Annotated in this window: 14 protein-coding genes and 1 tRNA gene; 8 read left to right on the forward strand and 7 right to left on the reverse strand. The window is 71.9% G+C overall.

Annotated elements, in window-relative coordinates:
• Nucleotides 1–89 precede the first annotated feature (89 nt).
• The 5 genes from ACYVPE_RS28810 to ACYVPE_RS28830 all read left to right on the forward strand — a co-directional run bounded on the left by ACYVPE_RS28810 (nt 90) and on the right by ACYVPE_RS28830 (nt 4,107).
• Nucleotides 90–947 (forward strand): bifunctional DNA primase/polymerase, encoded by an 858-nt coding sequence (locus tag ACYVPE_RS28810; RefSeq protein ID WP_461036662.1) that lies wholly within the window; start codon nt 90–92, stop codon nt 945–947.
• The gene (locus tag ACYVPE_RS28815) at nt 944–1,978 is read left to right on the forward strand and encodes an AAA family ATPase (RefSeq protein ID WP_461036663.1); all 1,035 of its coding nucleotides are present in this window, start codon (nt 944–946) and stop codon (nt 1,976–1,978) included. Before ACYVPE_RS28810 ends, ACYVPE_RS28815 begins: the two co-directional genes overlap by 4 nt.
• Nucleotides 1,975–2,196: an excisionase family DNA-binding protein gene (locus tag ACYVPE_RS28820; protein WP_461036664.1), complete on the forward strand. Its 222-nt coding sequence runs from the start codon at nt 1,975–1,977 to the stop codon at nt 2,194–2,196. Before ACYVPE_RS28815 ends, ACYVPE_RS28820 begins: the two co-directional genes overlap by 4 nt.
• 10 nt (nt 2,197–2,206) lie before the next feature.
• Complete coding sequence (locus tag ACYVPE_RS28825) at nt 2,207–3,454, forward strand: tyrosine-type recombinase/integrase (protein WP_461036665.1); 1,248 nt, start codon at nt 2,207–2,209, stop codon at nt 3,452–3,454.
• Between the two features lie 80 nt (nt 3,455–3,534).
• Nucleotides 3,535–4,107, forward strand: a complete 573-nt coding sequence (locus tag ACYVPE_RS28830; RefSeq protein WP_461036666.1) for a hypothetical protein — start codon at nt 3,535–3,537, stop codon at nt 4,105–4,107.
• A 95-nt stretch (nt 4,108–4,202) separates the two neighbouring features.
• Here the strand turns inward: ACYVPE_RS28830 and ACYVPE_RS28835 are convergent.
• The 3 genes from ACYVPE_RS28835 to ACYVPE_RS28845 all read right to left on the reverse strand — a co-directional run bounded on the left by ACYVPE_RS28835 (nt 4,203) and on the right by ACYVPE_RS28845 (nt 5,377).
• Nucleotides 4,203–4,289, reverse strand: a tRNA-Ser gene (locus tag ACYVPE_RS28835).
• Nucleotides 4,290–4,356: 67 nt separating this feature from the next.
• Nucleotides 4,357–4,794, reverse strand: a complete 438-nt coding sequence (gene tadA, locus ACYVPE_RS28840) for a tRNA adenosine(34) deaminase TadA (RefSeq protein WP_461036676.1) — start codon at nt 4,792–4,794, stop codon at nt 4,357–4,359.
• A gap of 55 nt (nt 4,795–4,849) precedes the next feature.
• Complete coding sequence (locus ACYVPE_RS28845; protein ID WP_461036667.1) at nt 4,850–5,377, reverse strand: tRNA adenosine deaminase-associated protein; 528 nt, start codon at nt 5,375–5,377, stop codon at nt 4,850–4,852.
• Nucleotides 5,378–5,655: 278 nt separating this feature from the next.
• Here ACYVPE_RS28845 and upp point away from each other — a divergent pair, with 278 nt between their 5' ends.
• Complete coding sequence (gene upp, locus ACYVPE_RS28850) at nt 5,656–6,291, forward strand: uracil phosphoribosyltransferase (RefSeq protein ID WP_461036668.1); 636 nt, start codon at nt 5,656–5,658, stop codon at nt 6,289–6,291.
• 120 nt (nt 6,292–6,411) lie between these two features.
• Here upp and ACYVPE_RS28855 read toward each other — a convergent pair whose 3' ends face one another.
• From ACYVPE_RS28855 to ACYVPE_RS28865, 3 genes are all read right to left on the reverse strand, one after another.
• On the reverse strand, nt 6,412–7,098 hold the full coding sequence (locus tag ACYVPE_RS28855) for a LytR C-terminal domain-containing protein (RefSeq protein WP_461036669.1): 687 nt from the start codon (nt 7,096–7,098) through the stop codon (nt 6,412–6,414).
• A 156-nt stretch (nt 7,099–7,254) separates the two neighbouring features.
• Nucleotides 7,255–7,551, reverse strand: a complete 297-nt coding sequence (locus ACYVPE_RS28860) for a type II toxin-antitoxin system VapB family antitoxin (protein ID WP_461036670.1) — start codon at nt 7,549–7,551, stop codon at nt 7,255–7,257.
• Between the two features lie 43 nt (nt 7,552–7,594).
• Complete coding sequence (locus tag ACYVPE_RS28865) at nt 7,595–8,989, reverse strand: M28 family peptidase (protein WP_461036671.1); 1,395 nt, start codon at nt 8,987–8,989, stop codon at nt 7,595–7,597.
• 88 nt (nt 8,990–9,077) lie between these two features.
• Here ACYVPE_RS28865 and ACYVPE_RS28870 point away from each other — a divergent pair, with 88 nt between their 5' ends.
• On the forward strand, nt 9,078–10,001 hold the full coding sequence (locus ACYVPE_RS28870) for an AEC family transporter (protein WP_461036672.1): 924 nt from the start codon (nt 9,078–9,080) through the stop codon (nt 9,999–10,001).
• A gap of 51 nt (nt 10,002–10,052) precedes the next feature.
• Here ACYVPE_RS28870 and ACYVPE_RS28875 read toward each other — a convergent pair whose 3' ends face one another.
• Complete coding sequence (locus ACYVPE_RS28875) at nt 10,053–10,253, reverse strand: hypothetical protein (RefSeq protein WP_461036673.1); 201 nt, start codon at nt 10,251–10,253, stop codon at nt 10,053–10,055.
• 144 nt (nt 10,254–10,397) lie between these two features.
• On the opposite strand from ACYVPE_RS28875, the gene ACYVPE_RS28880 reads away from it, so the two are divergent.
• Nucleotides 10,398–11,282, forward strand: a complete 885-nt coding sequence (locus ACYVPE_RS28880; RefSeq protein ID WP_461036674.1) for a MurR/RpiR family transcriptional regulator — start codon at nt 10,398–10,400, stop codon at nt 11,280–11,282.
• The last annotated feature ends 118 nt before the right edge of the window (nt 11,283–11,400 follow it).

An 11,400-nucleotide genomic window follows, 5' to 3' on the forward strand; every position in this document is an offset into this window, starting at 1 on the left:
TCACGCGGTGCGGCGGATCTCCCGCCAAGGTCACCCGCCGCACCGCCCTTCCTCCACTCCATCCGAAGACAGAAGAGGAGACACCCAGCATGACGCACTCCGTCATGTCCCGTCAGGGCACGTCGGCCCTTGACGCGGCCGCGCGCGGCGGCCACGTCTTCCCGCTCATCCCGGGCAGCAAGCGGCCCGCCATCACCCGATGGGAAGCCCGAGCCACCAACGACCCTGAGCGCATCGGCCGTTGCTGGGGGCACGGCCCCTACAACATCGGACTCGCCACCGGTCCGTCCGGCCTGGTCGTCGTCGACCTGGACGTTCCCAAGCCGGGCGAAGACGGCCCGGACGGGGCGGCGAACCTGGCCGAGCTGTGCGAGCGACACGGCCGACCGTTCCCGGCCGACACTCTCACCGTGGCCACCCCGAGCGGGGGCACGCACCTCTACTTCACCGCGCCCCCGGGCATGGCCCTACGCAACACTGCCGGAAGGCTGGCCCCGAAGGTGGACACCAGGGCCGGCGGTGGCTACGTGGTCGCCCCGGGCAGCGTCATCGACGGCCGCGTCTACGCGCCCGTTCGAGACGTTCCCGTGGCCGCGCTGCCCGCCTGGCTCGGCAGGCTTCTCGTACCGGCGCCGTTGCCCCCGCAGCGACCCGTCTCGGTGCCGCTCAAGGGCACCGACCGCCGTACCACCTACCTTCGCGCGGCGGTCACGGCCGAGTTGGCTCGCGTCACCGGCTCGGCCACCGACGAACACAACCGGGACCTCTTCCGGGCGTCGGTCGCCCTCGGCCAGCTGGTTGCCGGGGGAGTGCTGAACGCCACCGACGTGACTGCCTGGCTCACGGAAGCCGCCGCCAGCGTCGGCCAGAAGCCGGGCGAGACGGCCCGCACGATCGCGTCAGGCTTCCGTATCGGAGCCAGGCGCCCCCGGACGGTGGCGTCATGAGTCACCTCGAACCCGCACAGCAGCGGATCCGCACCGCCTGGACGGCCGACGAACTCATGGGCATCGAGTTCCCGGAACCGCGGTGGGCCGTGCCCGGGATCCTGGCCGAGGGGGTCAGCCTGCTGGCCGGGCCCCCGAAGGTGGGCAAGTCCTGGCTCTCCCTCGGCCTGGGCCTTTCCGTGGCGGCCGGCGGCCGGGCGTTCGACACGGTGCCCGTTGAGGGCGGCCCGGTGCTCTACCTGGCCCTTGAGGACACGCCCCGCCGACTTCAGACCCGCATGGGGAAGATTCTCGGCGGCCAACCGGCGCCCGCTGGGCTCACGCTGGCGACCACGTGCCCACCGCTTCCCCAGGGTGGGGCCGAAGCCATCGCGCAATGGGTGGAGCGCAACCCGGACGCGCGCATGGTCATCATCGACGTTTTCGCCAAGATGCGTGGTGTCTCCATGCCGGGTGCCTCGGCCTATGACGCGGACTACGCGGCCGTTGGCCACGCCAAGCGCGTTGCCGACCACTACGGCATCGCCGTGGTCCTGGTGCACCACGTCCGTAAGGCCGCGTCGGACGACTTCCTGAGCGAGGTGTCCGGCACCAACGGCCTGGCCGGGGCAGCGGACGCCACGCTCGTTCTCAAGCGCGCCCGGGGCCAGGCGGACGGCGTCCTACACGTCACCGGCCGGGACGTTGACGAAGCCGAGTACGCGCTCCGGTTCCATTCCGCCGCCGGAGCCTGGCAACTCCTCGACGGCCCGGCCGCCGACCACACCATCGGCGACACCCGCGCGGCCATCCTGCGCCATGTCCGGGAGCACCCCGGGGCCAAGCCCAAGGACATCGCGACCGCGCTGCCCGGCATGGACGCGGACACCATCCGCCGCACGTGCTCGCGCATGGCCGCCGACGGTCAGCTCACCAAGGACACCAAGGGCCGCTACTTCCCCGACATCGATTCCAAGCACGACGACCTGTCCGGGCTGTCCCACCTGTCCGACCGTCCGGCCGCCGAGGAGAGCGAGAGGAACGCCCAGTGACCGAACCGGATGCCACGCTCCTGCTGCTCACCGTCGAAGAGGCGGCCCGCCGACTCAGCATCGGCCGCACGACGTGCTTCGCCCTGATCGGCTCCGGCGAGTTGGAATCCGTCCCGGTGGGCCGACTCCGCCGGGTGCCCGCCGACGCCGTGCGCGACTACGTGACGCGGCTCCGCGCCACCAACCACCTCACCGCCCCCGCGACCGCCGCCGCCTGAGGAGACCGCCATGGCAGAGAGCAAGCGCACGCGTCAGGCCAACGGCCGGTCGTCCATCTACCTGGGCAAGGACGGGAAGTGGCACGGCCGGGTGACGGTCGGGATTCGCGACGACGGGAAGCCCGACCGGCGCCACGTGGAACGCAAGACCAAGGCCGAGGTGGCCGAGGCCGTGAAGGAACTGGAGAAGCAGCGCGACACGGGCAAGGTGCGGAAGGTCGGGCAGCGCTGGACGGTGGCCACCTGGCTGACTCACTGGATCGAGACCATCGCCCCGCTCGCCGTGAACGAGAACACGATGGTGGGCTATGGCGTGGCCGTCCGGAAGCACCTGATCCCGGGGCTTGGGGCTCACCGGTTGGACCGCCTCAAGCCGGAGCACATCGAACGCTTCTACGCCAAGATGCAGCAGAACGGCAGCAAGCCGGCTACGGCCCATCAGGTGCACCGCACCTTCCGCACGGCGCTTAACGCGGCCGTGCGCCGGAACCACCTCGCCGAGAACCCGGTACGGCTGGCCATTCCGCCCCGGGTGGACGAGGACGAGGTTGAGCCCTACACGGTCGCCGAGGTGCGGCGCCTCCTGGCCGCCGCCGACCGCCGCCGGAACTCGGCCCGCTGGGCCGTGGCGCTGGCCCTGGGGCTACGGCAGGGGGAGGCCCTGGGGCTCAAGTGGTCGGACGTGGACTTGGACAACGGCGTCATCTACGTCCGCCGAAGCCGCCGCCGTCCCCGGTACGGGCACGGATGCGGCGGCACGTGCGGCAGGAAGGCCGGCTACTGCCCCCAGCGTCGCCGCACCAACCCGGAGACGGCCAACACGAAGTCCCGCGCGGGCCGCCGGGCGGTGGGCCTGCCTCCGCAGCTTGTTGAGCTCCTGCGTGAGCACCGGGCCCGGCAGGAAGCGGAGCGCCAGGCAGCCGGCGAACAGTGGACCGACGAGGGATGGCTCTTCGCTACGTCGACCGGCCGGGGGACGTCGCCCAGGACCGACTACGACGATTGGAAGGACCTACTGCGCGCGGCCAAGGTCCGAGACGGCCGCCTGCACGACGCGCGGCACACCGCCGCCACGGTGCTGCTCATCCTCGGCGTCCCCGAGCGGGCCGTCATGAGCGTGATGGGGTGGTCGTCCTCGTCCATGGCCGCCAGGTATCAGCACATGGTCGACTCGGTGCGCAGCAGCGTCGCCGCGAAGGTGGACGGGCTGATCTGGCGGCCGGAGGACGGCCCGGATCGCGGCGGAGAGGGCGCGTAGGCGGCACCGCATACGAGCCATGGACTGAGAGGCGGACTGGCATCCAGTCCGCCTCTCGCGTCTGCGGGCATCCTGCATACATGGATCAGGGGATAGCGGCAGTCTTAGCCGGCATCGCTGGGCTTCTCGGAGCTGCAATCGGTGGCTTCGCGGCTACGCGGGGCGCTCGCATAGGCGCGGAGACGGCGGCGCGAGCTTCGGCCCAGCAGGTTCGAGACCAAGCCCAGGTAGACCACGAGCATTGGCTCCGTGGGCAACGCCTGGAAGCGTGGCGGGCCTTGCTTGCCAGCTACGACGGGTACGCCATAGCGGCGTCGAACATGACGAGAGTGCTTGAGGGCGAGATCGCCGGTTCTGCGGATATCGGAGCGGAGTTCGGCGGGAAGATGCACGAGCTCAGGCAGGCATACTTCCTCGTCCGTCTCTTGGGCCCGAACGAGGTGCGTGAAACTGCGTTGCAGCTTCGGCGAGGTGTACAAGATCACTTCGATCGCGTTAAAGAGTGGACGGATGTGCTCCTCGGCATGGACGGTCGGGCGGTGGCTGCCATCCAGGCTGAGGAGGTAGGGCTCCGCAAGCGGTTGGGGGATCTACACGATGCCTTGGTGGAGCAGGTGACGGGTAACCTGGCCGGTGCTCCTCGACGGCGCTGAGCGTCCGGTACGTCGAATGAGACGGAAACTGAGACGGACACAGGACTGAGGGGCTGGCCCAGTTGGGCCAGCCCCTCAGTCGTTGCTGATCAGAGCGGTAGCGGAGGGATTTGAACCCTCGGTGGAGTCACCCCCACACTCGCTTTCGAGGCGAGCTCCTTCGGCCGCTCGGACACGCTACCGAGAGGAAGCCTATCCCACGGCGGCGCGTGCGCCGAACCGGATTGGGGGGAGATGGGGCCCCGGTGGTCAGCGGGTGCGGAAGAAGTCGGTCAGCAGTCGGCCGCAGTCCTCGGCGAGGACCGAGCCGATCACCTCGGGGCGGTGGTTGAGGCGGCGGTCGCGGAGCACGTCCCAGAGGGAGCCGGCCGCGCCCGCCTTGGCGTCGACCGCGCCGTAGACCACCCGGTCGACGCGGGCCAGGACGCTGGCGCCCGCGCACATCGTGCAGGGTTCCAGGGTGACGACCAGGGTGCAGCCGGCGAGCCGCCAGTCGCCGGTACCGGCGGCCGCGGCGCGGAGCGCCAGCACCTCGGCGTGTGCCGTCGGGTCCCCGGTGGCCTCGCGTGCGTTGCGGCCGAGACCGAGTGGCCTGCCCTCGGGGCCGCCGGGGCCGAGCAGCACCGCGCCCACCGGAACGTCCCCCGTTTCCCGTGCCGCGGCGGCCTCGGCGAGCGCCTGGCGCATCGCGGGCCGCCACGGGTCGCGCAGCGGATCGGTCACCTGCCGGTCGTCACCCGCGTCACCTGATCGCCTCCAGCAGTTCCATGCAGCCGAGCGCGTCGGCGATGTCACCCAGGGCGTCGTCCGGGGTGAGCTTCAGCACGGTGTCGGCGTCGACACCGAAGTCGGCCAGGAGGCCGACGTCGCCCAGGGGGCCGTTCGGCACGGCGTCCGAGCCCCCGGACTCGTCGTCCTCGTCGTCGGCGGCACCGTCCTCCGTGCCGTCGAGGTCCACCAGCTGATCCAGCGCGTCCGCGGCCTCGGGCTCGCGGCCGAGCAGCTCGTCGGTGAGCAGGATCTCGCCGTAGGCGCTCCGCTTGGCACGCGCGGCGTCGGAGACGAAGACGCGCGGGTCGTCCTCGCCGTCCACGCGGACGATGGCGAACCAGGCGCCTTCCTGCTCGACGCAGACGAGAACCGTGTCGTCCTCACGGGCGGCTTCGCGGGCCAACCCGGCCAACTCGTCCAGACTCTCGACGTCGTCGAGCTCTGTATCACTCGCTTCCCAACCATCATCGGTCCGCGCGAGCAGTGCGGTGAAGTACACCGTGACTCTCCCCACTCGGTTCGGCAGTGCCACCTGCATCGTGGCAGAAAAGGGGTGCTCTGTCGGGTAACTCGGCAGTTCACCAACGGAAATGTTCGTCCGCGCTGGGCCCAGCGCGGACGGTGACGGACGCGGCGCGGCTGGCGGGGGCATATGCCCTCGCCTCCCTCCATGCACCACTCTCCACGCCGCCGCCGTCCTTTGTCCACCGGGGGGTCACAACCGAGAACCCGCCGGTCAGTCCTGGGGTGTCAGAGGCGTTCGGTACTGTCGACGGCATGCGGACCCATGTCGTCGACCACCCGCTGGTGGCGCACAAGCTGACCACGCTGCGCGATGCGCGTACCGACTCCCCTACGTTCCGGCGGCTGGCCGATGAGCTCGTCACTCTGCTGGCATACGAAGCGACCCGTGACGTCCGCACCGAACTGGTGGATATCACCACGCCGGTGGCGGAGACCACGGGCGTGCGACTGTCCCATCCGCGTCCGCTGGTCGTGCCGATCATACGGGCCGGCCTGGGCATGCTCGACGGCATGGTCCGGTTGCTGCCCACGGCCGAGGTGGGCTTTCTCGGCATGATCAGGGACGAGGCGACGCTCGAGGCATCCACCTACGCGAACCGGATGCCTGAGGACCTTTCCGGGCGCCAGGTGTACGTGCTCGACCCGATGCTGGCCACCGGCGGCACGCTGGTCGCCGCCGTCCGCGAGCTGATGCGGCGGGGCGCGGACGACGTCACGGTGATCTGCCTGCTGGCGGCGCCGGAGGGCGTGGAGCGGCTGGAGGGCGAGCTGTCGGGCGCGCCGGTGACGGTGGTCACGGGCGCGCTCGACGAGCGGTTGAACGAGCAGGGCTACATCGTCCCTGGCCTGGGGGACGCGGGCGACCGGATGTACGGCACCGTGTCCTGACCGGATGGTTTCGGCGACGGGCACGGCCGCGCGCCGCGCGGGCCCCCGGGCTTCGCCCGGACCTTCGGCTTCGCCGCGGCCTGCCTTTCGGGCCGGCCGCGCGGTTCAGCCGGTGCCGCGTCAGCAGGTCGGGGTGTCGGAGGGGGTCGGCTCGTCGGCGGGGCTCGGCTCGGGGTTGGCGAGCTCGGCGAGGCGGCGCTGGGCCTCCTGCTCCGCGGTCAGCTCGTCGAAGTCCGCGCCGATCACCAGGTCGACGGACTCGGCGTTGTCCGCCCGCTGGCCCGGGCGGTTCTGGGCGGTCTCGGCGCCCTCGAGCTGGGTGGCGAGCACGCGCAGCGCGCCGGCCCGCTCGCCCTCGGTGGTGGAGAGCAGCAGCCCGGGCCCCTCGACCTTGCCGTCCAACTCCTCGGGCGCGTTGGCCACCTCGCCGATGGTGAAGCCGCGGTCGGCCAGGGTGTCGGCCGTGGCCTGGGCCAGGCCGGTCCGGTCGGTGGCGTTGAGGACGTTGACCGTGATGGCGGACGGCTCGGGCAGGGTGGCCGGCCCGTCGTCCGTCTGCTGCGGGGCGCAGTTGCTCTCGGTCTGGGGGCGGCCCGAGCCGGCGGGCGCGCTGCGTTCGGTCTCGTCGTCGCCCGAGAACACGTCGACGATTTCCAGCGTCCCGTAGCCGAGCAGGCCGAGCACGCTGGTGAGGGTGAGGACGGCGAGAACTTTCCGGCGGCGGCGCGGGCGGCGCATCCTCGGGTAGTGGTCACCCGTGACGCGGAACTTCTTGCCGCCCATGCCAGGGGGCGTCAGCATGCTCATGGCCGCAGCGTAGCCAGGCCCGCGACCCGTGCCCAATAAATGATCTGCTGAAAGGATGCCCTGTTCCCCGAAAGGGGCAAGAGGGGCCCCGAACGGGGCAAGGGGGCTTCCGAACGGGGCAACGAGGCGCCCGCCGGAGTGCGCCTGGCCGAAAGCTCAGTCCAGCTCGAGCACCCGGGCGTGCAGCACCTGGCGCTGCTGGAGGGCCGCGCGCACGGCCCGGTGCAGCCCGTCCTCCAGGTAGAGGTCGCCCCGCCACTTCACGACATGGGCGAAGAGATCCCCGTAGAAGGTGGAGTCCTCGGCGAGCAGCGTCTCGAGGTCGAGCTGCTGCTTGGTGGTGACGAGTTGGTCAAGACGCACGGGCCGCGGCGCGACGTCTGCCCACTGCCGGGTGTTGTCCCGGCCGTGGTCAGGGTACGGTCGTCCGTTGCCGATGCGCTTGAAGATCACACGGAGAGCCTACCGGGCGGTGCCCTTCCGCCGCAGCCTCGTGTCAGGGTGACGTATCGGGCAATCGCGTGGCGTACCGGCCGACGATGTGGGCGATCGCCTTCACATTCGCCTCGAGCGCGGGGCGGCTGACGTTGTCGAGGTCGTCGCACGCCGCGTGGTAGCAGGGGTCGTAGGCGGCGTCCGCGGTGCCGCCCCAGAGCTCGGCCTCGGCGGCCGACTTCAGCCCCTCGGCGCCGGTGAAGGTGCCGCCGGCGGGGATGCCGGCGTCGAGGAACGGGCCGTAGTCGCTGCGGCCGTCGAAGGCGGTGGGCCGGCTGGGGTGGCCACGGTCGCCGAGGAACCGCGTGAGGTCGGCGGCGATGGCCGCCGAGACCGGCCCGTCGCGCTCCGCCTCCGCCCCGTACACGAACTGCCCGTGGTTGGGTGACGCGATCATGTCGAAGTTGAGGTAGAGCGCGACGCGCTCACGCTCCGCCTCGGGGAGGCCGGCGACGTAGTGCTCGGAGCCGAGCAGCCCGAACTCCTCGGCCGACCAGAACGCGAACCGCACCCGCTGCTCGCGGAGCAGCCCGGCCGGGTCCACCTCGGCCAGCCGCAGCGCGGTCTCCAGCAGGCCGGCCGAGCCCGAGCCGTTGTCGTTGAGCCCTGGCCCGTCGCGGACGGAGTCCAGGTGGGCGCCGGCCATCACCACCCGCTCCGGGTCGCCGTCCGGCGACTCGGCGAGGACGTTGACGGTGTCGCGCTCCTCGGCCAGCTCCTCGACCTCCAGCCGCAGCGTGACCTCCCGGCCCGCGGTCAGCTCCTCGGCCAGCGCCAGGCCGTCGGCGCGGGAGACGCCGCCGGCGGGGAGCAGGCCGGCCGCGGGGGCGCCCAGCGTGCCAGAGAGTGCGCCGGGCGCGTTGTTGTAGATGACGGCGCCCAGCGCGCCGGCCTCGGCGGCGTTGGCCACCTTCAGCGCGAAGGTGCAGCCGCCGCGCTCGATCAGGGCGATGCCCGGCTCTGGGGTGGTGGCGAAGTCGGCCGCCTCGCAGCCGTCTCCCGCGGCGGCCAGCGGGGCCGCCACGCCGCCCGCCGGCGTGTTCGCCGTGTAGGACAGCAGCCGCAGCGGGATCTCCCGCTCGGTCGGGGTGAGTTGGGTGAGCCGCTGGGTGACGGGCTCGCGGTAGGGGAACGTGAAGCGCTGGTAGCTGACGTCGTATCCGGCCCGGGTGAGCAGCGTGCCGACGTGGCGGGCCGAGCGCTCGTGCCCCTCGGTGCCGGCGGCGCGGTTGCCTTCCGAGGCGTCGGCGATCCGCTGGAACGCCTCGAGGTGGCGCAGCGCGCCCTCCGCCGTGGTGCGGCTCACCAGGCGGTCGGCGAGCGAGGGCTGGGAGGGGAGGGCGGGGACGGACAGGGCGGCGGCCGCGGCCAGTGCGACGGCGGAAAGAACTGTCACAAGATGTGACGTTAGCGCAGCCTTTGTCCCGATCTCGGGATCTGAGATCGTATTGACCGATCGAAAGATTCGTTCGAGGGTTCGCTCTATGGGCGGGGTGATCACCGGGTTCGCGATCATCGCGAGCGTCATCGGCACGGGCTACCTCCTCGGCCGCCGCGGCTCCCTCGGGGAGAACGGGCGCGAGGTGCTCACCAAGCTCGCCTTCCACGTCGCGACCCCCGCGCTGCTCTTCGTCACCCTCGCGCAGGCCGACCTCACCCACGTCTTCTCGCCTTCCCTGCTGGTCACCGCGCTCAGCACGCTCGTCGTCGCCGCGCTCTTCGTCGTCCTCGGCGTCGTGCGCGGCTGGGGCGTGGGCCGCACCACCATCGGCGCGCTCTGCTCCAGCTATGTGAACGCGGGCAACCTCGGCATCCCGATCGCCGTCTACGTGCTCGGCGACGCCTCGCTCGTCGCGCCGGTGCTGCTGCTCCAGCAGCTCGTGATCACGCCGGTGGCGCTGACCGTGCTCGACCTCACCTCGCCCACCGCCGAGTCGCGCACGGCGTGGCAGCGGCTGGCCACCCCGTTCCGCAACCCGGTGGTCGCCGGCTCGCTCAGCGGCGTCGCGGTGGCCGCCACCGGCTGGTCGGTGCCGGTCACGCTGCTCGAACCGGCCACCCTGATCGGCAACATGGCCGTGCCGGCCGTGCTGATGGCGTTCGGCATCTCGCTGCGCGGCTCCCCGCTGCCGGGCCGCGGCGCCGAGCGGTGGCCCGTGCTCGCGTCCGTCGCGCTGAAGTCCGTGATCCACCCGCTGGTCGCCTGGGCGATCGCGGCCGGCGTCTTCCGGCTCGGCGCCACCGCGCAGCTGACCGTGGTGGTCACGGCCGCGCTGCCGGCCGCGCAGAACCTCTTCACCTACGCGTCGCGCTACGACGTCGGCGTCCGGCTGGCCCGCGAGTCCATCCTGCTCTCCACGGCCCTCGCGGTGCCGACGCTCACGGTGATCGCCGCGCTGCTCGGGTGAGACGGGCGGTGTGGGTGAGACGGGCGGCGCGGGTGGGGCCGGCGGCGCGGCTCAGGCCGTGATGGTCAGCGAACGGTAGAGGGTGTAGACGACCGCGGGCAGGGTTCCCACCAGCACCCCGGAGGCCACGATGACGCGTGGCAGCCGGTGGTGCGAACCCTGGAGGACGCGGGCGACATAGGCGATCAGCGCGACAAAGGCCAAGCTGAGAATGACCCCGGCCAGCACCAGTTCCGAAGCATCGGCTCGCATGATCGAAGCCTAGCGGGCCGAGGCGGTGCGCCGGCGCACGTCGAGCGCCAGTCGCATCGCCCGCCGCCATGTTTTTCACGCTTTTCACCCCCGGAATCCTCACATGTGAAGGGGTGTCCCCTGGTACGAGGCAGAATCCCACCCATGGCCCTGGTACCCCGAACGTTCGATGAGTTGCTCGCCCTGCTTCAGGAACGCCGCTCCACGCTCACCCGGTCCCAACGCCTGCTCGCCGAACGCGTGATGGCCGACCCCGAGGGAGTGGCCTTCATGACGGTCTCCGACCTCGCCTCGGCGGTCGGCGTCAACGAGGCCACGGTGGTGCGGTTCGCCACCAGCCTCGGCCTGGAGGGCTACCCGGGTCTGACCCGGCTGTGCCGCGAACGGCTGCGCGAGCAGGCGCAGCTGCTGCGCCGCTACAGCACGCTCGAACAACTGGGCGGCGGCGAGGGCGACCTGCTCGACCAGGCCGTGGTGTTCGACCGCGCCAACATCACCCGGACCTTCGCCCGGATAGACCCGACCACGTGGGACGCGGCCGTCCTGGCCCTCTCCGAGGCGCCGCGGGTCCATGTGCTCGGCCTGCGGAAGTGCCACGCCCCGGCGTTCCTGCTCGGCTACCTGCTGCGGATGCTCCGCGAGGAGGTGGCCACGGTGACGCCGGGCGCCGGCACCCTCACGGACGAACTCCGGCGGGTGCGGGAGGGCGACTGCTTCGTCTCCATGGCCATCCACCGCTACTCCGCCGACACGGTGCGCGCCGCGTCCTGGGCGCGCGCCAGGGGCGCGCGGTGCGTGGCCCTGACGGACAACCCGGCGTCGCCGCTGGCCGCCTCGGCCGAACACGTCTTCTACGTCGAGGCGTCTGGTCCCTCGGTGCTGCGGTCGCTGACGGCGTTCACGGCGCTGGTGCAGGCGCTGGCGGCCGACGTGGCGCGGCGGCGGGGGCAGGACGCGAGGTCCTCGCTGTTGCGGGAGGAGGAGTTGCTGGAGGAGTTCAGCGTGTACGACCCGGAACGGAGGCGCTGACCGCTGGGTGGCGCGGCCTTCTCCCCCACCCACCCGCCCTTTCGTTCCGCGCTCCGCGCGGGGCGGCGCGCGGCGCGCCGCGCGCGGGAGCGGGCGCTCGGCGTGGTCGTCCCACCCA

This window comes from Streptomyces mayteni, from assembly GCF_054783955.1.